The following is a 24568-nucleotide window of genomic DNA, read 5'->3' as shown; positions in this document are numbered from 1 at the left end:
ATTCATTAAAGATAGAGGAGTGCTTTACTTGAAGGATTCCCATTCAATGAAGGAAAAGGAACCTCTTCTGCTGCCCGGGGAACGACTGGATGACTTGCTCACTCATGAGTTGAAGATCATCCAAAGCCCTGAAGTGTTCAGCTTTTCACTAGATGCGGTGCTGCTTGCAAGGTTTGCTGGAGTACCGCCGCGCGGTCGGTTGCTCGATCTCTGTACAGGTAACGGGGTCATCCCGCTGCTGCTGAGCACACGAACCGAGGCGTCGATCGACGGAGTGGAGATTCAACCGAGGTTAGCGGATATGGCACGCCGCAGCATACAACTAAATGGACTAAACCATAAAATCAATATTATAGAAAATGACCTGCGCGAGTGGAGCGTCGAAGGCGAGCTATATGATGCTGTAACTGTTAATCCCCCTTACTTGCCGGTGCAAAGTGGCGATCACAAAGACAACCATCACCAAGCGATGGCGCGTCATGAGCTTGGCTGCAAGCTTGAGGATGTCATTGCGGCATGCTCGAGAGCGGTTCGCCGGGGCGGACGGATATCCATGGTGCATCGTCCCTCGCGACTCGTTGATATCATTGTTTTAATGCGGAGGTACCGGATCGAGCCGAAGAGAATACGGTTTGTCCATCCTCGCCAAGATGCGGAAGCGAATATGATATTAATAGAAGGAACACGAGAAGGCAGACCGGAGGTTCGACTATTACCGCCTCTTCTTGTATACGGGGAAGACGGAGATTATACTTCTGAATTGCTGGCTGTATTCTACGGAAAAGCCGCAGAGCTGCCGAATTTCAAGCGTCAAAATGGACGAGATCACGACTTATCCAAACCAGCTCACGGAGAGGAGAATAAACGGTGACTATCGATGAATCAGTTTACGCAGCTAGCGCAACGGTACAGCGCAGCTTCACTCCCCGTGAGCTGCCGGGAACTTTATACTTGGTTGCGACACCGATTGGCAACCTGGAGGATATGACGTTTCGCGCTATCCGTACATTAAAGGAAGTTCAGCTGATTGCAGCAGAGGATACCAGACAAACCCGTAAGCTTCTGACACATTTCGAAATCCAGAACCGGCTGGTCAGCTATCACGAGCACAACCGGGAAGCCAGCGGCCCCGAGCTTATTCGTTTGCTTGCAGAAGGACAGAGTATTGCTCTAGTCAGCGATGCAGGACTGCCGGCGATTTCTGATCCTGGCGCACACTTGGTAAGCGATGCGGTGGCTCAGGGTATTCCTGTTGTACCTATTCCGGGAGCGAATGCAGCACTTTCTGCCTTGATAATCTCGGGTCTGCCGACAGAACGATTTCTGTTTGTTGGATTCCCGCCTCGAGAACGCAAAGGATTAAATAAGCTTCTAGATGGGTTAGAAAATGAAAGTGGATCCATCCTCTTCTATGAATCTCCTCACCGCATCAAAAAAACACTCGCAGTGATCGCTGAGCGCTGGGGCGAACGTAGAGCGGCGATTGTGCGTGAGATTACTAAAAGACATGAGGAAGCGATAAGAGGAACTGTTCAGGCTTGCTTGAATCATGTGGAAGAGTTCTCGTTGCTCGGTGAATGCTGTATTGTCCTAGAAGGGTATAATGAAACGATGAGCGGATCGGGGGAAGAAGGAAAAGCAGCCTCCTCCTGGTGGTCTTCCCTAACACTTGAACAGCATGTAAAGCATTATGAAGCCCTTAAGCTTAAACCCAAAGAAGCGATGAAGTCTGCAGCAATAGATCGCGGGATTTCCCGCAGAGATGTCTATCAGTCCTTACTTGATCAACAGGAAGAGGACTAGAGCAAAAAAAAGCCTCCCGATAGCAATGTCGGGAGGTTTTCAAGGAGTATAGAAAAGGTTAGAATTAACAATTGTCAGAATACTTTTTTATTATAACTTATTTTATTTAGTTTGTCACAGGTGAAGGCAAATCCTTCAAACATTCTCGACAAATAATTTTTCCTTTGAAATAAGTTACGTTCTCTGCATTGCCGCAGAAGATACATGCAGGCTCGTATTTCTTGAGCATAATGCGCTCGCCGTCTACGTAAATCTCTAGAGCATCTTTCTCTCCAATACCTAAAGTACGGCGCAATTCGATGGGAATAACCACTCGACCTAACTCGTCGACTTTCCTTACAATACCTGTGGATTTCATCATTTGGTATTACCCCTCTCAAAAGGTTAAAATAAAATCAAACGGACCACGACTTCCAGAGCTTGTCCGTATTCGCCAGTATTCGACAAAGTTCTCTGTTTTCCGATTCCTATCGTACCAACGATTCCCAAATAAGTCAACCATATTTGATAGCTTTAAGATTTATAATCCCTCGAAACCCTAATATGCAAGGCGATATTGAGAACTTCATGACCGAAATGTGCAGCTAGACTTAAAGGAAATAGATTAACGACATAATTCGACATAAACCATCACATATTCTGTTATTTTGTCGAATATTGAATCCATTCGAGGTGATAAATATGCTTAACGACGAATTACAAGAGGAAAAGGTGTTTAAGGACCCTGTACATCATTCTATCTATGTTCAGGATCTGACCATCTGGAAACTCATCAATACGCCGGAGTTTCAACGGCTTAGAAGAATACGTCAATTAGGCACCTCCTATCTAACCTTCCATGGGGCAGAGCACAGTCGGTTATCCCATTCCTTGGGTGTGTATGAAATTACTCGAAAAATCATTTCTCAATTTGAACGTAATAGATATGCTGGGTGGCCGCAAGAAGAAAAATTGCTTAGCCTTTGTGCTTCGCTTCTGCATGATGTCGGTCATGGTCCATTCTCTCATTCCTTAGAGCAGATTTTTCATACTCATCATGAGCAATGGACACAGGACATCATATTAGGTGATACCGGTGTTAATCGGGTATTGAGAGAGGTCGATCCCCAGTTCCCGGATAAAGTAGCTTCCGTCATCAATAAGAAATATGAGAAACCGATTGTAGTCAGCCTTGTATCGAGTCAAATGGATGCAGATCGTATGGATTATTTACTGCGAGATGCTTATTTCACGGGTGTAAATTATGGAACCTTTGATTTAGACCGCATTCTTCGCGTGCTTCGACCCTTTAAAGGTCGAATTGTGGTGAAGGAAAGCGGAATGCATGCGGTGGAAGACTATTTAATGTCGCGTTACCAGATGTATTGGCAGGTCTATTTTCACCCAGTGACTCGCAGCTCGGAGATCGTATTGCGACAAATTCTGCGCAGAGCAAGCGAGCTTTGCCAGGAAGGCTACAGCTTTTCATTTATGCTGCCGCCTATTCGTGGATTATTGGAAGGCTCAATAGGCCTTCACCATTACTTAATGCTGGATGAAGCGATGCTGCAGACTGCATTCGGACAGTGGTCAGAAGAGAAGGACGAGCTATTGTCCGATTTATGCCAGCGGTTCTTAAACCGCATGCTTTATAAGTATATTCCCTTGGAGCAGAAGGATCAGCCATGGCTCGAGAAAGTCAGGCAGGAGTGGCAAAGGATTGGTTTAAATCCAGATTATCACATGGAGGTGGATACCCCGATGGATTCACCCTATGATGTTTATAAGCCTGGAGCGTTGCCGGACGAGAATGACAAGCCTCCGATCCTATTACTGGATGAGCAGGAGCAATTAACGGAGATATCCGTGAAGTCGGATATTATCCAATCTATTGCAGGGCTGCAAAGGGGAAAATACTACTTTTATTATCCAGAGGATCGCATACTCCCACATACCCATTCCCTAAGTTTTGAAACACGTAAAAAACTATCTCTATAATAGAAGGAGACAAATAACGACATGCTAATCGACACCCATGCCCACCTTGATTCTCCGAAGTTCGACAACGATCGGGAAGAGGTCATTTCTCGTGCACGAGAGGCGGGAATCGACACTATTGTTAATATAGGTTTTAACCGCGAAACGATTCCTTCAACCATGGAACTTGCAGAACAATATGAATTTATATATGCTGCGGTAGGCTGGCACCCCACAGATGCCATTCATATGAGGCTCGAAGAGGATCTTGCTTGGATTGAAAAGCTAAGCAGACACCCTAAGGTTGTGGCCATCGGCGAAATTGGACTTGACTATTACTGGGACACATCACCTAAAGAAATCCAACATACGGTATTCCGTGAACAAATTCGATTAGCCCGGAGATTGAATAAACCTATCATTATCCACAATCGGGATGCGCATGAGGATATTCTGCGTTTGCTGAAGGAAGAGAGAGCATCCGAAGTAGGCGGTATTATGCATTGCTTCTCAGGAAGCTGGGAATCCGCGCAGCAATGCCTGGATCTAAACTTCTATATTTCCTTCGGCGGGCCCGTAACTTACAAAAACGCAAGAGTACCCAAAGAGGTATTAGAACGTGTTCCGTTAGATCGTCTCCTTCTTGAAACGGATGCCCCTTATTTAACACCGCATCCTCATCGCGGGAAGAGAAATGAATCGGCTTATGTTCGAATAGTTGCAGAGACGGCAGCTCAAATAAAAGGGGTTACATTGGAAGAAATGGCAAATATTACGAGTGAGAATGGACGCCGCTGTTTGAGCATAACGAGATAAACCGATAACAACAGAGGAAAACAGACTTTGAGGTAGAAAAAACTGGCTTTTGTTGCGGGTAATCCTAAAGTACTGGTTAATTTCCGGAAAAATGGGGAAATTCGTCCGATGCATCTTCTTTACACCACGGGCAGGTAGAGGTTATCATCAACAACAGATGTTCGAATATGACATTCCTTTTCCAGTACGCTTAATCTCCTGAACAGGAGAGTGGGGGACCCAACGCGGCGACGATCGAGTACTAACGTCCAAAGCGGTCCGAGCAATCTTGGGGTGAATTTCGCAAGTGATAGTGACGCGGCTCTATCTGAGTGACTCGTCATATCATGCAGTGAATAGGGCAACTCTCTTCGCCCGAACCCGACAGCTAACCCCGCAAGCGTTATAGAGAGAGGTCAACCTCGTGCCGCGCTATTTTCTTTTATTCTTCTACTGCGGAAGCCACGAACAGGTCCTCTGTCTCGATGGCTTTTTGTGTTGAAAAAAAGAGTGTTGGGTGCTTGTGTATAGAGCAACAACTGCACGAACTGGATAAGGCGGCGCTTGAATTCAAGCCGGAAGAACTTAACTTTTGGGCTGAAGCAAGTTGCCGTAACCAAAATTGGATTAGTCGCGTCAGACAGCAGTCATGCATCACAGTCGACGGCGGGGCTATGAAGGAGGAGCGAGAAAATGGGAGTTATTCCTGCCCAGGAAACCCATGATCCACGACCGACCGGCAAGCTTTTCGCACTGCGATGGAAGCATGAGCATTTGCGCGCAGCACTTTTAGGCGCAATTCTCGTCTTTGCCATCACGATCATGTTTATGTCGTTGCTAGAGAAGGCAGCAATGAAAAACATAACGATCATTGACAACGGAGTAGCTTCCGTTCTCGAAACCCGTACTTCGAATGTACTTGGTTTTCTCGAAGAGCAGGAAATACACGTTGGACCGAATGACCGTCTCTCCTTATTGACTACGGATCCTCTCCATGAGGGAAGCCAGATCGTCATCGATCGAGCAATAGGAGTTACAGTTAAGGCGGACGGCAAACAGGATGTAACGTATACGACAGAAGACACCGTCGGGGGAGTCATAAAGGAACTGAATATTTCTCTAGGAAGCGATGACCGGGTAAGTCCAGCGCTTAACAGTTCCTTGGAAGCGGGAATGACCGTATCTATCGTAAGGGTTCATAAAGAAGTCGTAGAGACCGAGTACCCTATCGCATTCACTGTCGTAGAGGAGAAAAACAAAGATTTAGAGTTCGGTAAACAAAAGGTTGTTAAGACCGGCAAGAACGGACTTGTCGTATTCAAGACAGAAAAAATCTTTGAGGATGGCAAGCTAGTCAGCAAGGAAATGATCGAGAAAACCGTTGCACAGCCAGCGGTGCAGCAGATCGTTGCGATTGGAACCAAGAAGAAAGCGGAAGTGGTGAAGCTTTCTTATAACGGGGCTCCTTCAGCTGCCGAAGCCAAAACCGTTCAACTAAACGGAAAAACCGTCAAGATTAAACGAATGCTGAGCAATGTTACTATGACTGCTTACTCCGCGGGCTTTGCTTCGACAGGTAAATCCAAGGGTGATGCCGGTTATGGCATAACCGCATCAGGATCTGTCGTTCAAGAAGGACGTACAATCGCCGTGGATCCTAAGGTTATTCCTATTGGCTGGTGGGTTTACATTGAAGGTATCGGATTCAGAAGAGCGGAAGATACAGGCAGTGCGATTAAAGGCAAGAAAATCGATATCTACTACGATAGCGAGTCACGCGCTAACAAGTTTGGAAGAAAAAGCGGGTATACCGTTTACGTAATCGGTCCGGTAAAGCCATCCGCGGACTAAACAGACGCTATTGTTAAGATTTATTCTGTTGCAGGATAGGATCGGGAAGAGGCCAAAAGGGCTTCTTCCCGATTTTGCGTTGCACCGCTGTATTCATCACATTCCTTGCTGTCTACCTTAATCTCGTATACGCTTGTATTATTGGCTTGAAAAGGCGGAATGAAAATAGATGATTAAAGAAATGATTGTCGTTGAAGGCAAAGATGATACAACAGCAGTCCAGAGGGCTGTAGGGGCCGATACGATTGAAACGGGCGGCTCGGCTATCGGCGAGGATGTGCTGCGCCGCATTGAGCTCGCACAAGCAAGGCGGGGCGTTATCATTCTTACCGATCCTGACGCGCCGGGAGAACGTATCCGCAAGATCGTGACGGAACGCGTGCCAGGCTGTAAGCATGCCTTTCTGACAAAGGATGAAGCAAGAGGAAGACGGGGAATCGGAGTTGAGCATGCTTCTGATGAGGCGATCTGTAGAGCGCTAGAGGGCGTTCGCAGCCCGGATAGCGATGATGGTGACCTAAGTGAGATCGAATGGAGCGATTTGCTGACTACGGGGTTAATTGTGCATGCTTCATCCGCACGCCGCAGAGAGCGAATGGGAGAGCTTCTAGGAATAGGTTATGCGAACGGTAAACAATTCTACAAAAGATGTCTCATGTTCCGGATTACGCGGGAAGAGTTTCTGTCTGCGCTGGAGCAACTGGAGCGGGAAGGATTATAGATCATGAAGAAATCGTTAGGGAAAAGCGGAGGAGCAAAGAGCTATGGATTCGGAGGCAAGACCAGCTCGGACAAAACGTCTAAGTCCGCCAGACCATCCAAGCCATTCACACCACCCGCCAAGCCATTGTCGTCTTCTAAACAAAACACGTCGTCTCAGGAGCCTTCCAAGGATATCATGAAGGAAATCGTCACCTCCAGCCGTACGAGAGATATCATCCGCAAGCATAGGTTTACCTTCAAGAAGAGTCTTGGACAGAACTTTCTAATCGATGGTCATGTACTTGACCAAATTATTGAAGCAGCTGGATTGGATGAATCTCGGGGAGCGTTAGAGATTGGACCTGGAATTGGCTCTCTTACGGAGCAGTTGGCTAAGGCTGCTGGCAAAGTAACGGCTGTAGAAATCGACAGACGCCTTATTCCGATCTTGCAGGAAGTAATGTCCCCCTACGAGAACGTAAGTATTGTACAAGGAGACATTCTCAAGACGGATCTGAAGCAGCTTTGGCAGGACCAATTCGCAAGCTGTGAAGGCGTAAGTGTAGTCGCTAATCTTCCGTATTACGTAACTACACCTATTATCATGAAGCTGCTGGAGGAAAAACTTCCTCTGGAGAACATCGTGGTCATGGTACAGAAGGAGGTCGCACAGAGAATGGCAGCTAACCCCGGCGGAAAAGACTTCGGGAGCCTAAGCATTGCCGTTCAGTATTACTGTGAGCCTCAGCTAGTATGCATCGTTCCAGGAAAGGCGTTTATTCCTGCTCCCAATGTAGATTCGGCCGTTATCAAGCTGAAGCGCCGCCTTGAACCCGCTGTATCCGTTCCGGATGAAGCGAAGTTTTTCCATGTGGTACAAACCGCATTCTCCCAGCGCCGCAAAACTCTTGCTAACAACCTGTCGGCATTCTCCGGCAAGGAACGTAAGGGAGAGCTATCTGAATTGCTGCTCCAAATCGGTATTCAGCCAGAGCGTCGAGCTGAGACGCTCTCCTTGGATGAGTTCGCAAGGGTAAGCGAAGCGCTGACGAAAAGTGGAATGATGAACTAACAGAAAACCTTAATCTCCATATCTCCCGCACCCGGACGCGCACCCGGAGTCCATTAATTCCATAGGATAGACGAAGAGGTGATTTGCCCATGAAGCAGGGGGATCTAGTCGTTCGCAAATCCTATGGCGGGGATGTGTTGTTCCGAATTGCGGCATTCGCTGGTCGTCAAGCTGTGCTTAGAGGGATGGACTATCGCTTATTAGCCGACTCACCCTATGAGGACCTACAAACGGTGCGAAATCCGGACGAGCTTGGTGTATCACGCCAAGCGCGCGATCATGCGGATGAATCACTGCGCAGGATGAATGAAGAAAGAAAGCGGCAGGCCGAGCGCGGGGGATTTATATCCGCTATTGATGATAGGCGGCAGCCCTTTTTTGAGTTGCCTGGCAAGGTTCTTCATTTAGACGGGGATGCCAACTATTTGAAAAAAAGTATGCAGGTTTACGGCCAACTGAGAGTCCCAGCCGAGGGTATTCATTGTCACGAGTCTCAGATGTCCCAGGTGCTGCTCAGAATGCTTCCCCAGTTTCATCCGGATATCGTTGTCATAACCGGTCATGACGGAGTTCTCAAGCAACGTGAGGACCTTCAGCAGCTAAGCAGCTACAAAAATTCTCTAAATTTCGTTCAAGCGGTAAATATTGCAAGAGATTATGAACGCAACCGCGATTCGCTCGTGATCATCGCAGGCGCATGCCAATCCCATTTCGAAGCGCTACTTCAGGCAGGGGCGAATTTCGCCAGCTCTCCTGGGCGGATTATGATCCATGCGCTCGATCCCGTTTATGTCGCCATACGCGCCTCGTTTACACCATTCCGTGATACGATCAATATAACGGATGTCATCGCTCATACGATCAGTGGAAGGCAAGGGGTGGGAGGCATCGAAACGATGGGTCGATATCGCGTAGGTGTCCCGAATATGAAAGTCGCTAAATCTGACCAAAATGTGAACGTTGTGTGACGAAAAAGAAGGGGTATCTGGAAAAAGCCCTAAACGATAAGGAAAATGACCGTTGACAGTAAAACGGAAACGTTGATATAATATTCTACTCATTTGACACCTCCCCTGTTTTTAGTTATAATTTACAGGGAAAGAGGTGGTAGTGGATCATGGCTAAAAACGCGCTTCTAGAGATCAAACGAAGCTTGGAACCGCACGTCGGCTCCAAAATCATGCTCCGCGCCAACGGTGGACGCCGCAAAACCATCGAACGCACGGGAGTATTAGAAGAGATCTACCCATCGGTGTTCATCGTTAAATTGGACCAGGAACAGCATGCGTTTAAGCGGGTTTCATACAGTTACGCCGATATTTTGACTGAATCCGTGGAAGTTATGCTGTGCAATGAAGAGGGCCAGGTTCGTATCAACTATTCGCACTGACACGGTTAATAGCACGGGCAGCATCGCGCACATTTACAGCGCGCGGCTGCCCGTTTTGCATGTACAGGCTCCAAAATAGGCATCCTATGTGTGAACGCCGCTTGGTGTCACTAACCGCATAGGAGGCAGAAAAATGAGCCGCAGAAGAAGTGTCATGTCCGAGCAATTCAAAGCCGAGTTAGCTAAGGATCTTGGGTTTTATGATACTGTCCAGCGTGAAGGCTGGGGAGGAATCCGTACGAAGGATGCTGGGAACATGGTGAAGCGCGCGATTCAAATAGCTGAACAGACAGCAGCGCGACCTCCGCAATCGTAATAAGCAGTAATATAAGGTAAGACAGGGGCGGGTTCCTATCGCGAGGAATTCGACCTCTTTTTTTTCGCAATTAGAGGCATGGTTTGTTATAATATGTAAAGGTTTTTGGCCGAAGGACGTCTAGGAAGTGGTGATGAGTTTGTCGAAGATCTATGAAAAAGCACCTGCCAAGATCAATCTGTTATTGGATGTATTACGTAAGCGGGATGACGGATTTCATGAAGTAGAGATGATAATGACAATGGTGGACTTAGCTGATCGCTTGGAGATGGAAGAGCTTCCGCGTGATCAGATCGTGCTGTCCAGCCAAGTGGGCTTTATTCCGTTGGATGAGAAGAACCTTGCGTTCCAAGCGGCTAAGCTCATTAAGGAGCGGCACGGGGTCAAGAAGGGTGTCTACATCCATCTGGATAAGCAAATTCCGGTTGCAGCCGGATTGGCAGGCGGGAGCAGCGACGCGGCTGCAACATTGCGCGGGCTTAATCGTCTTTGGAAGCTCGAGCTCTCTACGGATGAGCTAGAAGATATGGGAGCTGAGCTTGGCTCCGACGTGCCATTCTGCGTACGCGGCGGCACGGCTATCGCCCGAGGGCGGGGAGAGAAGCTGGAGAACATCTCGCCGCCGCCGCAATGCTGGGTTATTCTTGCAAAACCGCCGATAAACGTATCGACTGCGGATGTCTACGGAAAGCTGCGAGCGAATGATATAAAGGAGCATCCCTCTATTCCTGACATGCGAGCTGCCTTAACGCGGCAATCCTTTCCCGATATGTGCTCAGCACTAGGGAACGTTTTAGAAACTGTGACGCTTAATCGGTATTCTGAAGTTAAACAGATCAAAGAATGTATGATAAAAGCAGGTGCAGATGGTGTATTAATGTCCGGCAGCGGCCCAACTGTATTTGGTTTGGTATCCAAGGAAATTAAAGTTGCTAGGATATATAATGCGCTTAGAGGTTTTTGTAAAGAAGTATACGTGGTAAGAATGCTGACATAGAGCTGCGTGTTCCTCTTGACTATCTTGCTCAAAACCGTATAAAAATGTTATGATACTCCTAAAATATTCGGATTTGGACGGGAGAGAGGATCGTGAAAAAGTTGAAACGCAGCGCTAGGCTCGTTGAAATGACGCAATATTTATTAACACGTCCTCATACGTTAATTTCCCTGACAGCTTTCGCAGAACGATATCAATCGGCCAAATCTTCGATTAGCGAAGACTTGGCGATTATTAAAGAGGTATTCGAGGATGAAGGCATCGGGGAACTGAACACCTTGGCAGGGGCTGCCGGAGGTGTCAGATTCGTTCCGAAATGTCGTAAGGATCAGGCTCTAGAGAAGATGACTATGATTTGCCGTGAGCTTGAGCAGCCAGAACGACTTCTACCTGGCGGTTATCTATATATGACCGATTTATTAGGTCAACCTGCAATGATGCAAGAGGTAGGACGAATGTTCGCTTCAGCATTCGCGGATCGGCAGATTGATGTCATCATGACAGTTGAGACTAAGGGTATTCCTTTGGCTCATGCGACTGCATTGTTTTTGAATTTACCGATAGTCATCGTACGTAGAGATCATAAAGTAACGGAAGGCTCGGCTGTGAGCATCAACTATGTATCTGGTTCAACAAAACGGATTCAGACGATGTCGCTTGCTCGTCGCGCACTGAAGGAAGAATCGCGAGTTCTGATTATTGATGATTTCATGAAGGCTGGCGGGACCATACAGGGCATGGTGGATTTACTTCATGAATTCCGCGCAGTTGTCGCCGGAGTCGGTGTATTCGTTGAATCCGGTGAGGTGGATATTGAAGAGCGCTTGTTACATGATTATGTGTCACTGGCACGCTTAACTGAGGTTGATTTGAAAACTCGCCACATCACGGTGCAACCGGGCAATTTTTTTACAAATGACTGAGGATCTATCCAATAAGCTCTACATATCACAGGGAGGTTAGCTAAGTGGCACTTAAGATCGTTTCAACTTCAGAAGCACCTGCAGCAATCGGACCTTATGCGCAAGCTGTAAGAGCTGGACAACTATTATTTACATCCGGACAGATTCCCCTGACTCCTGCTGGTGAGCTAGTTACCGGGGGAATTCAGCAGCAAACTCACCAAGTGTTAACAAATCTGAAAGCAGTTCTAGCGGCTGAGGGAGTTACCTTCCAGAATGTCATTAAAGCGACCGTATTTCTGAAAGATATGAACCAGTTTGCCGATTTCAATAAGATATATGCAACCTACTTCGGTGAGCATACGCCAGCCCGTTCGACTGTAGAGGTGGCAAGGCTTCCAAGGGATGTTTTTGTCGAAATAGAATTGATCGCGGCGATTGATGTCGAAAGCAACAATTATTAAAAAATAATTTCAAATTTTACAGTAGTTTTTCCAGATTTAAGAAGGAATTTGCATCGGTTTGTGGAATATTACACCAAGTCTTCTGAAGGCAAAGGTGGTGAACACAAGTGCAAATTACAGATGTGAGACTCCGCCGCGTCAATTCGGAGGGGCGTATGAAAGCCATTGCTTCAATCACAATTGACAATGAATTCGTAGTACACGATATTCGTGTCATTGATGGCAACAATGGGATGTTCGTGGCCATGCCAAGCAAACGGACTCCAGATGGAGAGTTCCGGGATATTGCTCACCCGATTTCCTCCGGTACTCGCGAGAAAATCCAAGCTGCGGTATTGGCTGAATATGAGCGGGCTGCGCAGGATGAAGAAGTAATGGTCGAAGGGGCATAATAATGAAATTCTGAAAAGAGGGCCCCTTGCAGGCTCTCTTTTCATTTGTATAAGAATAAGCTATGATTTCTTGAGACACTTGGAAAGTATTCATTTTCTATGCTGTGAATTTTGATGAACAGGGACTTGAAAGGGGCAATTTAACCCGATGAAAAAGATGGCGATCGTGCTTGCTGCGGGACAGGGTAAACGCATGAAATCGAAATTATACAAGGTGCTTCACCCCGTATGCGGAAAGCCTATGGTTAGTCATGTATTAGATACGGTAAATCGAGCTGCGTGTGAGCGTTCTGTTGTGATTATTGGCCACGGAGCGGATGTCGTGCAGAGCGTACTGGGACAATCCGTGGAATATGCATTACAAGCTCAGCAGCTTGGCACGGGGCATGCTGTTATGCAAGCAAAACCCATGTTAGGTGAGGAGGATGGCATAACTGTAGTTATCTGCGGAGATACTCCTCTTGTTCGTACGGAAACAGTAGAGGCTATGATCACCCTTCATGCACGGCGGGGAGCAGCGGCGACTATATTAACAGCGAAGTTAGATAATCCAACTGGTTATGGCCGGATCATAAGAGGTTCGGACAGTGGTGTATTACGTATCGTGGAACACAAGGACTGCTCGCCGGAAGAAGCGGCTATTCGTGAGATTAATACGGGTACGTATTGCTTCGATAACCGCAAGCTATTCCAAGCATTGGAACAGGTTACGAACCAGAACAATCAAGGGGAATATTATTTAACGGATGTAATCGGAATCCTGCAACGAGAAGGTAATGCTATTGCAGCTTGTTTAGTGGATGATCCGGCAGAGGCTATCGGAGTTAATGATCGTATAGCGTTGGGCGAGGCGGAACGCCATATGAGGCAGAGAATAAACGCCCAGCACCAGACGAGTGGTGTTACGTTGATTGATGCGGAGCACACGTATATTGACGCAGAGGTAACGATAGGGGCGGATACGGTCATCTATCCTGGCACTATTCTACGCGGACACACAGCGATAGGCGAGGATTGCGTAGTTGGTCCTGCTTCAGAGTTAACGAATACAATTATCGGTAACGGAACAACCATTCGGCAGACCGTTACAGAAGACGCAGAGGTTGGAGAAGGATGTAACATAGGTCCGTTCGCCTTCCTGCGACCGGGAACAAAGCTGGGAAACCATGTAAAGGTTGGGGATTTCGTCGAGATTAAGAATTCGGTTATTGGCGAGAATAGCAAGGTTCCGCATCTAAGTTATGTTGGGGATGCTGTTGTAGGCTCCAACGTCAACATTGGCTGTGGTGCGATTACAGCCAACTACGATGGGTATAATAAATCAAAGACCGAAATTGGCGACAACGTATTTGTGGGCAGCAACGCCAATCTTATCGCACCGCTTAAGATCGGCAGCGGAGCATATATCGTCGCGGGTTCAACCATCACTCAGAATGTTGCTGATAACGATTTGGCTATCGCTCGTGAGCGTCAAGTCAACAAACCGGGTTATGCTGAGAAAATTCGAGCTCGTGCTCGAGCCAAGAAGGATAGAGAAACCGATTAGCAAAGGCGGTTAAACGATGTCCTATTCGGACCCGACACTTAAAATTTTTTCCTGCAGCTCTAATCCGAAGCTATCGGAAGCTATTGCACGTTACATCGGACTGGAGCTGGGTAATGTCGTCATGGGCCGGTTCAGTGATGGAGAAATTCACATTCGGCTTGACGAGAGCGTTAGAGGAAGCGATGTTTACTTAATCCAATCTACCTCTGCGCCCGTTAACGATCATTTAATCGAGCTTCTTGTTATGGTGGATGCCCTTAAGCGTGCATCAGCTAAGACGATTAACGTTGTTATTCCCTACTATGGTTATGCCCGGCAGGATCGTAAAGCTCGATCGAGAGATCCAATTACGGCTAAGCTAGTCGCTAATCTGATCGAAACCGCAGGAGCCCATCGTGTTATCGCAATGGACTTGCACGCGATGCAGATCCAAGGCTTCTTTGATATTCCGGTTGACCATTTGTTAGGCGTGCCTATTTTAGGAGATTATTTTCACGAAAAAGGCTTACTTGCTCCGGTCGTTGTTTCTCCTGATCATGGCGGCGTAGTGAGGGCTCGCAGATTAGCGGATACATTGCAAGCGCCTCTTGCCATTATCGATAAGAGACGACCAGAACCGGGTGTCGTCGAAGTCATGAATATCATCGGCGATGTGTCCGGGCGAAACGCTATTCTAATCGACGATATCATTGATACGGCAGGTACAATTGTGCTGGCCGCTAATGCGTTGAAAGAAGCCGGTGCGCTCGATATCTATGCTTGCTGTACGCATCCCGTACTTTCAGGTCCGGCAATTGAACGGTTGGAAGCTTCACCTATTATGGAAATTGTTGTGACCGATACGATACCCATCCATGATGCCACGTCTATAAGCAAGCTAAAGGTGCTTTCCGTTGCTCCTCTAATGGGAGAAGCTATTATACGTATTCACGAGCAGCAATCGCTTAGCAAACTGTTCGAGCCTCATGTTTAGCCGATTCCCCATAAGGGTAACAATAGGCTATACGTATTTTGAGGAGGTATTCTTATGAGTACGACATTACAGGTTCAGCATCGCGATATTTCTACTAGAAGTGAATTGCGCCGAATCCGTACCGAGGGTAAAGTGCCAGGGGTAATCTACGGCAAGGGCTTAGATGTACCTGCCAATATATCCGTAGATAATAAAGAACTCATGAATATGCTTAGAACCCATCCCCACGCTGTGGTAGAGGTAGAAATTCCTGGAGCGGGCAGGCATCCGGTTATGATGACAGATTTGCAACGAGACACGATCTCCCACCAGGTCACGCATATCGATTTCCTTCGGATTAACATGAATGAAAAAATAACAACACTTGCTCGCTTGGAAGTAACCGGAACTTCACCGGGAGAAAAAGAAGGCGGCATGCTTCAGATGGTACTGCATGAGGTTGAGATTCAATGTTACCCGAAGGACATTCCGGATTCCATTTCTGTAGATGTCAGCGATCTGGCGATGGGTGAGAATCTAACGATCAACGACCTGAAGGTGCCATCAGGAATCGAAATCACGCAAGACCCGAGTATGGTGATCATTGCTGTGCTGGCTCCTCAGAAAGCAATCGCGGAGGATGAAGTGGAAGCTATGGATGATAAAGCCGAGGAAAACGCAAAGCATGAGGATGCCGCACAAGCAGTGGAGAAGGATTAGGAATCTATACAACATCAAGGGGTCGCGCTTCTGCGCGACTCCTTTTCCCGCTATCAGAAAGTATAAGTTTCAATTAGTAACCGGGACGAGAAACAAAGGTAAATTGCTTACGGCTGTAGAAAATGTTGTTGACCTGAACGAATTCTTTGCCATAATATTCGATGAACCCAATATCGCTGTGACGCCGCCCGAAATAAATTTGTACAGGTACCTCTGAGCTCATATGATCCAAGAAATGCCGGTCATCGTAAATCATTTGTCCGTTCATGTACACTTCAATGTCCCCTCCTTTTTATTGAAGTCTTGTACTAGTAAGACACATGACGAGTTCAAATCGTTGCATCATCCAAATTTTTTTTGTTTATTATGAGATGGAGGCTGAAGGAATTCATGAAATGGATTGTCGGTCTGGGGAATCCCGGAACTGCTTACGCGAATACAAGGCATAATGCGGGCTTTTTGGTTATAGATGAATTAGCACGACGGTTCAATATGGATGTGAGTACGAATAAATGCAAAGCACTCATCGGAGAAACGCGTTTGGGAGATGCGAAGGTAGCGCTGCTTAAGCCCATGACCTACATGAACCTCTCGGGTGAGTCCGTCCGGGCTTTCATGGACTACTATAAAGTAAAGCTGGAGGATCTTATTGTTGTTTATGATGATCTAGATACAGAGGTCGGTCGGATTCGGCTCAGATATCAAGGTAGTCCGGGCGGGCACAATGGTATTAAGTCTATTATCCAACATACTGGAACCCAGGTTTTTAACCGTGTTCGGATAGGCATTTCCAGACCTAAGCCTGGGATGGTTATTTCGGATTATGTGCTCTCGCCCTTTGCCAAAGCAGAGTATGATGATTTGCGTCGTATGGTGGAGGACGCATGTGAAGCGATCGAATTCTCCTTAAATCATTCTTTCGAGCAAACGATGGCTAAGTATAACGCTCGGAGCAGCGATGCTTAAAATAGGAGGATTACGGCAATACTGAAGGGAGTGGCGGTAACTGCCGCATAACATAACTTCAGGAGGCATACATATGGCTGTAAACTATATTTGCCGACACTGTAACACGACTCTGGGCCGGTTTGAGAACGCTGAGGTGTCGGAGTATCGTCTAGGCTTACATTTCTTGACCCCTGAGGAGCGAAAGCGTATAATAGCGTATAATTCCAACGGGGACGTGACCGTACGGGTGATATGCGATTATTGCAACCAGACTTTGGATAACAATCCGGAGCTGGCTTTGTTGTCTAATCCCTTGCAATAGTCGCTGAACTTCACGTTCCGACATCCTCAAGGAGTCCTAGGCATGTGCCGGGGCTTTTTTCATGATTTAGAAAGGCTGAGATCAGCTTAGGTCAACTGGCTGATTTGGTGAAATAACGGAATTACGCCGTATATTAACCAAAACTTTTCTGAATCATATAAAGATACCTATGTCCCGTCTAACTGACGGCGATGCCATTTAGCTATGATTCATGATAGTTGATTTAAGGGAAGGGGAAATGCCATGAAGCCGCTAATTCAATCGCTGGTTACGGATCCCGATTTAATTAGTATCATACAAGGGCTGAAGGGCGGAATGCGTGAGCAGCTGGTTGCCGGATTGTCCGGCTCCGCACGTCAAGCAGCGATTGCCGCATTATACAGGGAGATAAATCGTCCCATTATTGTCATTACTCACAATATGTTCTCGGCGCAGAAGATGGCGGACGACCTGCAGGAGTGTCTTTCACCTCAGGATGTTCTTCTCTATCCAGCCAACGAGCTAATTGCAGCTGAAACCGCAATTTCGAGCCCCGAAACTTCTGCACGCCGGTTAGAAGTTCTGTTAAAGCTTGCAGAAGGCTTTCGTGGCGTTGTTGTTGTACCGTTTGCAGGCATTCGGAGGTTCCAGCCTGACCGTCAGACGATGGCTGGGGCTCGGATCGATTTAAATGTTGGCCATACACTGCCTATGGAACAGTTCCTGCGCAGCATGATTGAGATGGGATACGAGAGAGTTGATCGCGTCGAGCAGAAGGGTCATCTGAGCGTGCGCGGGGGGATCGTCGACTTCTTCCCGCTGGCTTCCGCATGTGCTTATAGGGTCGAATGGTTCGACGATGAGCTCGACTCCATCCGCACATTTGATCCGGATGATCAACGTTCTATCGATAAGCTGGAAGCGTATACGGTTCGGCCTTGCCGGGAATGGATAGCGACGGAGAGAAGATTCCAGAATGCGTCTCAGCATGCTGAGGATTTACTGGAGAAGCAGTTAGAGAAAATGGTTGACCGGCAGGCGAAGGAACGTCTTAGCTCCGAAATTTCCCGGGAAATTGAGCTTTTACGACAATATGTTTATTTTTCCGAAATTTACAAATACATTTCCTTGCTCTACCCAGAAAGACAGACTTTACTGGATTACATTCCGAAGGATTCCGTCATGCTTATGGATGAACCGAATCGACTCGGTGAAACCGCGCGTCAGCTAGAGCGTGACGAGTCGGAATGGACAACGCATCTGCTGCAGCAAGGCAAATCATTGCCTAGTTTCGTATTGGCAGTATCTGCGGAGCAAGCGCTGTATCCGAAAGTCTTCCAGACGGTTTATATGTCTCTGTTCGTTAGGCAGATTCCCCATACGCAGCCGCAAAATATCGTTAATTTCGTTTGTCGCTCTATGCAAAGCTTTCATGGACAGATGAATCTACTGAAAGCGGAAATGGAACGCTGGCGTAAAAGCGGGGCAAGAATTCTCATGCTGGCGGGCAATTCGGAACGTGCGGAACGGATGAAGCGGGTGCTGGAGGATTATTCGATTGATATTCCGGACATCCTGCAAGGCAATCTACAAAGCGGCTTCGAGCTCCCATCTATTAAGCTAGTTGTCATTACCGAGGGTGAGATGTTCACCCAGAAGCAACGCAAAGCTCGTCGAGTCGATCGCCATCTTGACAATGCGGAGCGCATTAAAAGCTACACCGAGCTCAAAGTCGGTGATTTTGTCGTGCATCAAAACCATGGCATTGGCAAATACCTGGGCATTGGAACACTAGAGGTTGGAGGCATTCATAAGGATTATCTTCATATCGTCTATGCCGCGGGAGACAGGCTTTCCGTTCCGGTGGAGCAATTCGATCTCATACAGAAATATATTGGTTCTGAGGAAAAGGAGCCGAAGGTTAGCAAGCTGGGCGGTGCCGATTGGAATCGGATTAAATCCAAGGTTCGTTCTTCTGTTCAGGATATTGCGGATGATTTAATTAAGCTATATGCAGCTAGACAATCAACGTTAGGCTTCGGATTCGGGGAGGATACGACTTACCAGCAGGAATTCGAAGAGTTGTTTCCTTATGAAGAGACGGTTGATCAACTGAGAGCGATTCAAGAGATTAAGGAAGATATGCAAATACCTAGACCAATGGATCGGTTGCTATGCGGCGACGTTGGTTATGGAAAGACGGAGGTCGCCATCCGTGCGGCATTCAAGGCAGCAATAGAAGGCAAGCAGGTGGCCGTACTCGTTCCGACGACGATATTGGCGCAACAGCACTTTGAGACATTCAGGGAACGCTTCGCAGGATATCCCTTCCAGATCAGAGTACTTAGCCGTTTCAGGACGCGCAAGGAACAGATGGAAACGATTAAAGCCGTAAGGGCAGGAACTGTTGATATCGTCATTGGTACGCATCGATTACTCTCGCAGGATGTTATATTTAAGGATCTCGGACTCCTCATCGTGGATGAAGAACAGCGATTCGGTGTGTCTCATAAGGAGAAGCTGAAGAGAATTAAGACCAGTGTCGATGTGCTGACGCTAACGGCAACCCCTATTCCTCGCACTCTTCATATGTCCATGCTTGGTGTACGGGATTTGTCTGTAATAGAAACACCCCCGGAGAATCGATTCCCTGTCCAAACCTATGTCGTGGAATATAGCCCCACTCTTATACGGGAGGCTGTAGAGCGCGAGCTGGCACGGGATGGACAGGTCTATTATTTATTTAATCGGGTTCAAGGCATCTATCAGATGGCGGAGCAGATCAGTGCTCTTGTAGCGGACGCGCGCGTAGCAGTCGCGCATGGCCAGATGTCAGAACAAGAGCTAGAGAGGACGATTCTGGATTTCCTCGATGGAGAATACGATGTTCTAGTTAGTACGAGTATTATCGAGACCGGCGTCGATATTCCGAATGTTAACACCCTCCTTATTCATGATGCGGATAAAATGGGGCTTTCCCAACTTTATCAGCTTCGTGGACGTGTCGGACGCTCCAATCGGATAGCCTATGCTTATTTTACGTATCAGAGAGACAAGGTATTGACTGAGGTTGCTGAGAAACGACTACAGTCAATCAAAGAATTCACGGAGCTCGGCTCGGGCTTCAAGATCGCCATGCGCGACTTGTCCATCCGCGGAGCGGGTAATTTGCTAGGCGCGGAGCAGCATGGGTTCATTGCTTCCGTCGGTTTCGACATGTATTCACAGATGCTCGCGGAAGAGGTGCAAAGCCGTAAGCTGGAGATGGGCGGAGTTGCGCTGCCTCCGCAGCCGGTTAATACGCAATTGGATTTGGGCGTAGATGCTTACCTGCCCCCTGATTATATTTATGATAGCATCCAGAAGATCGAGATTTACAAGAAAGTCGCTACAGCATCCTCGCTTGAGGATGTTTCAGACCTGTACGAAGAGCTCACCGACCGTTTCGGTGATCCGCCTAAAGCTGTTCTGAATCTCATGGCGGTTGCTAGGCTGAAGGTATACGGCCGTCAATATGGGGTCGAGTCTGTTATTCGCCGAGGCGATGAAATGACGCTGAAGCTCGAGGAACGACGCCGAGAGGAGTTGGATTTGAGTAAGCTTAAAGCGCTCGAGTCTAAATTCCAAGGAAGAATGGTTACTGCGGTTACAGCCCAGCAATTACTCATTCGCTTTAAGGTCAGAGGACTCGATGAGAATGCTTTGTTGGCACTCGTGGAGGACTTTCTGATACAATACAAAGAAGCGACAAAATCGAAGGGAGAACTGCAAGATGTTGCACCATAATCGCATGCCGTACCGCCGGCTCGCTACACTGATGCTGGCAGCGGTCATGCTCGTCGCACTTATTTCCGCTTGCGGCAAGAAAGAAGAGGGCACGTCAGGTGCCGGTAAAGGAACTGTAATTGCCACTTATAAGGGTGGAGAAGTTACGGATACTGAATTCGACAAGTATGCGGCTTACGCGGCATTGATGAGTCCAGAGAAGGCAATGTATATGTCTATACCTCAGTTCAAGGAGCAATTCATTCAGCAATACATTGTAACTAAAGAAATGGTTAAGAATGTTTCCGATGAGGATAAGAAAGCTGCTGAAACTGCGTCTGCAACCTTCAAAACGCAATTGGAGGAAGCCATGAAGACTCAGGCTGAATTGAAAAAGCATATGGATGATAATAACCTTTCCGTTAATGAAGCGGTTGCATTCTTCGAGAATGATTCCGCTTTCCAAAGTTATTATACAGCAAAAGGCGAAGAACTAAAGCCTTCCGTTACAGAGGCTGAAATCAAGGCGGAGTTTGATAAAGCGCCAGTTGATTTCAATATCGTCTCCGTTCGTCATATCCTAATCGGAACGGTTGATCCGCAGACGCAAGCGGAGTTGAAAACCGAGGAGGAAGCCCTGAAGTTAGCCAAAGAGGTTAAAGCGAAGTTAGATAATGGCGGCGATTGGACTGCTTTGGCGAAGGAATATTCCACGGATACGGGCTCCAAGGACAATGGAGGCCTATATGAGAAGCAAGCTGCCGGCGGCTGGGTAGCTGAATTCAAGGAAGCTGCTAACACGCAAGAAATAGGCAAAGTTGGCGAACCTGTTAAGACACAATTCGGCTATCACGTCATGAAGGTCGAAAATCGCGAAGTAATGACGTATGAGAAGCTTAGTAAAGAAAGTAAAGATAAACTTATTGGGACGGTTATTAATACTAAAATTAGCGATTTCTTAACCGCTGAGCAGGACAAGCTGGAGATCAAGGTTACACTTCCGGAAGAACCATCGCCAACCGCGACTGGCTCCCCGAGTGCGTTACCGTCTCCAGTGCCTGACGCATCCCCTGCAGCTAAATAATTCGGACAAGCATACAAGCAAAGACGTGTATTGGATTTTCGATCGAGATAATCGATCGGCTCCAAACACGTCTTTTTTGCATCAATAAATGGTTTCAAGAGGTTGTTATGTAAGAAAATATAACATCAAAATGTCGATGTAAACAAAAAAATTAATGAAAAACAGAGATTAAAGGTTTATTATGTCAGTTATATTGACACGAAAGCTTACATAACAATATAATGAGTTTACGAACGGTTTGGCTATGGAGAGAACCTAACGTTCGGTTTTTTAGAGAGAAAAACATACTAAGATTGGGGAGTGGAAGAATGAGCAAGCGGAATTGGTTAAAAGGACTTGTGCTCACAATGACTGCAAGTTTGGTGTTGGCAGGATGCGGCAGCAACAATAATGAAGGTGGCAGCTCAGCTTCCTCATCCGCACCAGCTTCAGAGGCGGCCTCATCAGCACCTGCATCATCGATGGCTGCGAGTGGAGAGACAGTCAAGGTAGGTATTCTTCATTCACTTAGCGGTACAATGTCAATCAGTGAAGTTACGGTCAAGAACTCTGAACTTATGGCTATTAAAGAAATTAATGCTAAGGGCGGCGTGCTCGGTAAACAAATCGAAGCGGTAGTGGAGGATGGCGCCTCCGATTGGCCGACATTCGCAGAGAAAGCTCGTAAGCTTCTGTCAGAAGATAAAGTCGCAACGGTATTCGGAGGATGGACTTCCTCGAGCCGAAAAGCGATGCTCCCTGTATTCGAAGAATTGAACGGACTGCTTTGGTACCCGGTTCAATATGAAGGACTGGAATCATCCCCTAACATTTTCTACACAGGCGCGACTACTAACCAACAAATTATTCCTTCTGTAGACTTCCTTCTCGAGAAGGGCAAGAAAAAGGTGTTCCTGCTCGGATCTGATTATGTATTCCCGCGTACCGCCAATAAAATCATCAAGGCGCAATTAGCTGCCAAAGGTGGAGAGACGGTAGCAGAAGAGTACACTCCGCTTGGACACACCGATTACACGACGATTATTGCGAAAATCAAAGAAGCAAAGCCGGATGTTGTGTATAACACGCTCAACGGCGATAGCAACGTGGCCTTCTTCAAGCAATTGAAGGACGCTGGCATTACCGCTGCTGACCTGATGACGATATCCGTCTCTGTTGCGGAAGAGGAAGTAAAAGGAATCGGACCTGAGTACTTAACCGGTCACCTGGTAGCTTGGGATTATTACCAAACGACAGATACGCCGGAGAATAAAGTGTTTGTTGAGAACTTCAAGAAAGAGTATGGCGCCGACAGCGTGACAAGCGATCCGATGGAAGCGGGTTACGTGGCAGTTTACTTATGGGCTGCCGCTGCTGAGAAAGCAGGCTCCTTTGAGGTTGATAAGGTGAAGGAAGCCGCCAAAGGCATTGAGTTCAATGCTCCTGAAGGAAAAGTTACGATCGATGGCGAGAATCAGCACATTTACAAAACCGTTCGAATTGGTGAAATCAAAGAAGACGGCCAAATCATCGAATTATGGAATTCCGGCGGACCTGTAAAACCGGATCCATATCTTACCACCTATGATTGGGCTAAAGGCCTGAGCGACAAATAGCAGATTAGTCATTGCATGAGCTGGGGGAAGTGTTCGGTGAAAACCGGGGCTTCCCCTCGCTTATACCCTTATGGCAATAGGATCAGGAGGTAGCGCAATGGAAATATGGTTATCGCAATTATTTAATGGGCTCAGCGTTAGTTCGATTCTACTCCTTATCGCTCTTGGGCTCGCGATTACCTTCGGGTTAATGAAAGTCATTAACATGGCGCATGGAGAATTCATTATGATCGGCGCTTATGGAGCGTATATGACGCAGCAGGTTTTCAAGTCGGCTTTTCCTAAGAGTTTTTTTGACGCCTACTTCCCTATAGCGATATTGATTAGCTTTATCATCGCATTTGCCATTGGCTACTTACTTGAAGTAACGCTTATTCGTTTTCTTTACGGGCGCCCTCTGGATAGCTTGCTTGCCACCTGGGGAGTCGGGCTCATGCTTCAGCAGTTAGCGCGATCCATCTTCGGAGCGCCTAATGTAGCAGTGGCAAGTCCTTCTTGGTTAGAAGGAGGATTGACGCTGTTCTCGGGAGTGGTGCTTCCTTATAAGCGTTTGTTTATCATTGCTCTTGTAGCTGTTTGTCTTACTGCAATGTATTTGTACATTTATCGGAGCAACGCCGGGCGGCGGATGCGGGCAGTCATGCAGAACCGGGACATGGCGGCCTGCCTCGGCATCTCGACGAGACGCGTGGATGCTTTTACCTTTGCGATTGGCTCCGGCATCGCCGGTATTGCGGGTTGTGCGCTTACGTTGATCGGGCCTATCGGGCCCTCTATCGGAACCTATTACATTGTTGATGCTTTCATGGTTGTGGTACTCGGCGGTGTTGGCAAGCTGGTGGGTACGGTTGTTGGGGCTCTTGGTATTGGGGTTTTCAATACCTTGTTCGAATGGTGGACGGATGCCTCTCTTGGCAAAGTGCTGGTGTTCCTGTGCATCGTCGCCTTCCTGCAGTGGAAGCCGATGGGGATGTTCGCGGTGAGGACCCGGTCTCTCGATTAATCAGATTATCGTAA

Annotated in this window: 25 protein-coding genes and 1 riboswitch; of the genes, 23 read left to right on the top strand and 2 right to left on the bottom strand. The window is 47.3% G+C overall.

The window, feature by feature from the left end; translation table 11 throughout:
* The first annotated feature begins 46 nt into the window (after nt 1-46).
* Together ACESLK_RS22870 and rsmI are read left to right on the top strand one after the other, a co-directional pair.
* A complete protein-coding gene (locus ACESLK_RS22870) occupies nt 47-871 on the top strand; it encodes a tRNA1(Val) (adenine(37)-N6)-methyltransferase (RefSeq protein WP_373232035.1) in 825 nt (274 codons plus the stop codon).
* Nucleotides 868-1803: a 16S rRNA (cytidine(1402)-2'-O)-methyltransferase gene (gene rsmI / locus ACESLK_RS22865; protein ID WP_373232023.1), complete on the top strand. Its 936-nt coding sequence runs from the start codon at nt 868-870 to the stop codon at nt 1801-1803. Before ACESLK_RS22870 ends, rsmI begins: the two co-directional genes overlap by 4 nt.
* 106 nt (nt 1804-1909) lie before the next feature.
* Here the strand turns inward: rsmI and ACESLK_RS22860 are convergent, their stop codons facing one another.
* Nucleotides 1910-2164, bottom strand: a complete 255-nt coding sequence (locus ACESLK_RS22860; protein WP_256762250.1) for an AbrB/MazE/SpoVT family DNA-binding domain-containing protein — start codon at nt 2162-2164, stop codon at nt 1910-1912.
* Between the two features lie 320 nt (nt 2165-2484).
* Between ACESLK_RS22860 and ACESLK_RS22855 the strand changes: the two genes are divergently transcribed.
* From ACESLK_RS22855 to ACESLK_RS22785, 15 genes are all read left to right on the top strand, one after another.
* Complete coding sequence (locus ACESLK_RS22855; protein ID WP_373232022.1) at nt 2485-3780, top strand: HD domain-containing protein; 1296 nt, start codon at nt 2485-2487, stop codon at nt 3778-3780.
* A gap of 21 nt (nt 3781-3801) precedes the next feature.
* Nucleotides 3802-4575, top strand: a complete 774-nt coding sequence (locus ACESLK_RS22850) for a TatD family hydrolase (protein WP_373232021.1) — start codon at nt 3802-3804, stop codon at nt 4573-4575.
* A 177-nt stretch (nt 4576-4752) separates the two neighbouring features.
* Nucleotides 4753-4972, top strand: a riboswitch (cyclic di-AMP (ydaO/yuaA leader).
* Between the two features lie 275 nt (nt 4973-5247).
* The gene (locus ACESLK_RS22845) at nt 5248-6405 is read left to right on the top strand and encodes a resuscitation-promoting factor (RefSeq protein ID WP_373232020.1); all 1158 of its coding nucleotides are present in this window, start codon (nt 5248-5250) and stop codon (nt 6403-6405) included.
* 169 nt (nt 6406-6574) lie between these two features.
* Nucleotides 6575-7126 carry a ribonuclease M5 gene (gene rnmV / locus ACESLK_RS22840; protein ID WP_373232019.1) on the top strand — a complete coding sequence of 184 codons (552 nt, stop codon included), beginning with the start codon at nt 6575-6577 and terminating at the stop codon, nt 7124-7126.
* A gap of 177 nt (nt 7127-7303) precedes the next feature.
* Nucleotides 7304-8179, top strand: coding sequence for a 16S rRNA (adenine(1518)-N(6)/adenine(1519)-N(6))-dimethyltransferase RsmA (gene rsmA / locus ACESLK_RS22835; protein ID WP_373232034.1), 876 nt, complete (start codon nt 7304-7306; stop codon nt 8177-8179).
* 89 nt (nt 8180-8268) lie between these two features.
* Nucleotides 8269-9147 carry a sporulation peptidase YabG gene (gene yabG, locus ACESLK_RS22830; protein ID WP_373232018.1) on the top strand — a complete coding sequence of 293 codons (879 nt, stop codon included), beginning with the start codon at nt 8269-8271 and terminating at the stop codon, nt 9145-9147.
* A gap of 149 nt (nt 9148-9296) precedes the next feature.
* Complete coding sequence (gene veg, locus ACESLK_RS22825) at nt 9297-9569, top strand: biofilm formation stimulator Veg (RefSeq protein WP_373232017.1); 273 nt, start codon at nt 9297-9299, stop codon at nt 9567-9569.
* Nucleotides 9570-9702: 133 nt separating this feature from the next.
* Entirely contained in the window at nt 9703-9885 is a 183-nt protein-coding gene (locus tag ACESLK_RS22820) for a small, acid-soluble spore protein, alpha/beta type (protein ID WP_373232016.1), read from the top strand.
* 133 nt (nt 9886-10018) lie between these two features.
* A complete protein-coding gene (gene ispE / locus ACESLK_RS22815; protein ID WP_373232015.1) occupies nt 10019-10882 on the top strand; it encodes a 4-(cytidine 5'-diphospho)-2-C-methyl-D-erythritol kinase in 864 nt (287 codons plus the stop codon).
* A 92-nt stretch (nt 10883-10974) separates the two neighbouring features.
* Nucleotides 10975-11805: a pur operon repressor gene (gene purR / locus ACESLK_RS22810; protein WP_373232014.1), complete on the top strand. Its 831-nt coding sequence runs from the start codon at nt 10975-10977 to the stop codon at nt 11803-11805.
* Nucleotides 11806-11849: 44 nt separating this feature from the next.
* On the top strand, nt 11850-12248 hold the full coding sequence (locus tag ACESLK_RS22805; protein WP_373232013.1) for a RidA family protein: 399 nt from the start codon (nt 11850-11852) through the stop codon (nt 12246-12248).
* Nucleotides 12249-12355: 107 nt separating this feature from the next.
* Nucleotides 12356-12640 (top strand): septation regulator SpoVG, encoded by a 285-nt coding sequence (gene spoVG, locus ACESLK_RS22800; protein WP_035119511.1) that lies wholly within the window; start codon nt 12356-12358, stop codon nt 12638-12640.
* Nucleotides 12641-12788: 148 nt separating this feature from the next.
* On the top strand, nt 12789-14186 hold the full coding sequence (gene glmU, locus ACESLK_RS22795; protein WP_373232012.1) for a bifunctional UDP-N-acetylglucosamine diphosphorylase/glucosamine-1-phosphate N-acetyltransferase GlmU: 1398 nt from the start codon (nt 12789-12791) through the stop codon (nt 14184-14186).
* A gap of 16 nt (nt 14187-14202) precedes the next feature.
* A complete protein-coding gene (locus tag ACESLK_RS22790) occupies nt 14203-15159 on the top strand; it encodes a ribose-phosphate diphosphokinase (RefSeq protein WP_373232011.1) in 957 nt (318 codons plus the stop codon).
* Nucleotides 15160-15213: 54 nt separating this feature from the next.
* Complete coding sequence (locus ACESLK_RS22785; RefSeq protein ID WP_373232010.1) at nt 15214-15858, top strand: 50S ribosomal protein L25; 645 nt, start codon at nt 15214-15216, stop codon at nt 15856-15858.
* Between the two features lie 73 nt (nt 15859-15931).
* Here ACESLK_RS22785 and ACESLK_RS22780 read toward each other — a convergent pair whose 3' ends face one another.
* Entirely contained in the window at nt 15932-16126 is a 195-nt protein-coding gene (locus tag ACESLK_RS22780) for a hypothetical protein (RefSeq protein ID WP_373232033.1), read from the bottom strand.
* A gap of 122 nt (nt 16127-16248) precedes the next feature.
* On the opposite strand from ACESLK_RS22780, the gene pth reads away from it, so the two are divergent.
* The 6 genes from pth to urtB all read left to right on the top strand — a co-directional run bounded on the left by pth (nt 16249) and on the right by urtB (nt 24554).
* A complete protein-coding gene (gene pth / locus ACESLK_RS22775; protein ID WP_373232009.1) occupies nt 16249-16824 on the top strand; it encodes an aminoacyl-tRNA hydrolase in 576 nt (191 codons plus the stop codon).
* 73 nt (nt 16825-16897) lie between these two features.
* Nucleotides 16898-17128, top strand: coding sequence for an anti-sigma-F factor Fin (gene fin, locus ACESLK_RS22770; protein WP_373232008.1), 231 nt, complete (start codon nt 16898-16900; stop codon nt 17126-17128).
* 243 nt (nt 17129-17371) lie between these two features.
* The gene (gene mfd / locus ACESLK_RS22765) at nt 17372-20893 is read left to right on the top strand and encodes a transcription-repair coupling factor (protein WP_373232007.1); all 3522 of its coding nucleotides are present in this window, start codon (nt 17372-17374) and stop codon (nt 20891-20893) included.
* A complete protein-coding gene (locus tag ACESLK_RS22760) occupies nt 20880-21956 on the top strand; it encodes a peptidylprolyl isomerase (RefSeq protein WP_373232006.1) in 1077 nt (358 codons plus the stop codon). Before mfd ends, ACESLK_RS22760 begins: the two co-directional genes overlap by 14 nt.
* A 308-nt stretch (nt 21957-22264) precedes the next feature.
* Complete coding sequence (gene urtA / locus ACESLK_RS22755) at nt 22265-23551, top strand: urea ABC transporter substrate-binding protein (protein ID WP_373232005.1); 1287 nt, start codon at nt 22265-22267, stop codon at nt 23549-23551.
* 97 nt (nt 23552-23648) lie between these two features.
* The gene (gene urtB / locus ACESLK_RS22750) at nt 23649-24554 is read left to right on the top strand and encodes an urea ABC transporter permease subunit UrtB (protein ID WP_373232004.1); all 906 of its coding nucleotides are present in this window, start codon (nt 23649-23651) and stop codon (nt 24552-24554) included.
* Nucleotides 24555-24568 lie beyond the last annotated feature (14 nt).

The sequence above is a fragment of the Cohnella sp. genome, assembly GCF_041640265.1.
Taxonomy (GTDB): domain Bacteria; phylum Bacillota; class Bacilli; order Paenibacillales; family Paenibacillaceae; genus Cohnella.
The sequence above is the reverse complement of the archived record's forward strand: the minus strand, read 5'-3'. Positions and strand labels throughout refer to the sequence as shown.

Bases quoted from the DNA above. Each gene is read 5' to 3' on its own strand.
- mfd (WP_373232007.1), top strand. From the start codon at position 17,372: ATGAAGCCGCTAATTCAATCGCTGGTTACGGATCCCGATTTAATTAGT.
- ACESLK_RS22760 (WP_373232006.1), top strand. From the start codon at position 20,880: ATGTTGCACCATAATCGCATGCCGTACCGCCGGCTCGCTACACTGATG.
- ispE (WP_373232015.1), top strand. From the start codon at position 10,019: ATGAGTTTGTCGAAGATCTATGAAAAAGCACCTGCCAAGATCAATCTG.
- fin (WP_373232008.1), top strand. From the start codon at position 16,898: ATGGCTGTAAACTATATTTGCCGACACTGTAACACGACTCTGGGCCGG.
- rnmV (WP_373232019.1), top strand. From the start codon at position 6,575: ATGATTAAAGAAATGATTGTCGTTGAAGGCAAAGATGATACAACAGCA.
- rsmA (WP_373232034.1), top strand. From the start codon at position 7,304: ATGAAGGAAATCGTCACCTCCAGCCGTACGAGAGATATCATCCGCAAG.
- ACESLK_RS22780 (WP_373232033.1), bottom strand. From the start codon at position 16,126: ATGAACGGACAAATGATTTACGATGACCGGCATTTCTTGGATCATATG.
- glmU (WP_373232012.1), top strand. From the start codon at position 12,789: ATGAAAAAGATGGCGATCGTGCTTGCTGCGGGACAGGGTAAACGCATG.
- ACESLK_RS22855 (WP_373232022.1), top strand. From the start codon at position 2,485: ATGCTTAACGACGAATTACAAGAGGAAAAGGTGTTTAAGGACCCTGTA.
- yabG (WP_373232018.1), top strand. From the start codon at position 8,269: ATGAAGCAGGGGGATCTAGTCGTTCGCAAATCCTATGGCGGGGATGTG.
- ACESLK_RS22785 (WP_373232010.1), top strand. From the start codon at position 15,214: ATGAGTACGACATTACAGGTTCAGCATCGCGATATTTCTACTAGAAGT.
- urtA (WP_373232005.1), top strand. From the start codon at position 22,265: ATGAGCAAGCGGAATTGGTTAAAAGGACTTGTGCTCACAATGACTGCA.
- ACESLK_RS22860 (WP_256762250.1), bottom strand. From the start codon at position 2,164: ATGATGAAATCCACAGGTATTGTAAGGAAAGTCGACGAGTTAGGTCGA.
- ACESLK_RS22845 (WP_373232020.1), top strand. From the start codon at position 5,248: ATGGGAGTTATTCCTGCCCAGGAAACCCATGATCCACGACCGACCGGC.
- ACESLK_RS22870 (WP_373232035.1), top strand. From the start codon at position 47: ATGAAGGAAAAGGAACCTCTTCTGCTGCCCGGGGAACGACTGGATGAC.
- ACESLK_RS22790 (WP_373232011.1), top strand. From the start codon at position 14,203: ATGTCCTATTCGGACCCGACACTTAAAATTTTTTCCTGCAGCTCTAAT.
- ACESLK_RS22850 (WP_373232021.1), top strand. From the start codon at position 3,802: ATGCTAATCGACACCCATGCCCACCTTGATTCTCCGAAGTTCGACAAC.
- urtB (WP_373232004.1), top strand. From the start codon at position 23,649: ATGGAAATATGGTTATCGCAATTATTTAATGGGCTCAGCGTTAGTTCG.
- veg (WP_373232017.1), top strand. From the start codon at position 9,297: ATGGCTAAAAACGCGCTTCTAGAGATCAAACGAAGCTTGGAACCGCAC.
- ACESLK_RS22820 (WP_373232016.1), top strand. From the start codon at position 9,703: ATGAGCCGCAGAAGAAGTGTCATGTCCGAGCAATTCAAAGCCGAGTTA.
- pth (WP_373232009.1), top strand. From the start codon at position 16,249: ATGAAATGGATTGTCGGTCTGGGGAATCCCGGAACTGCTTACGCGAAT.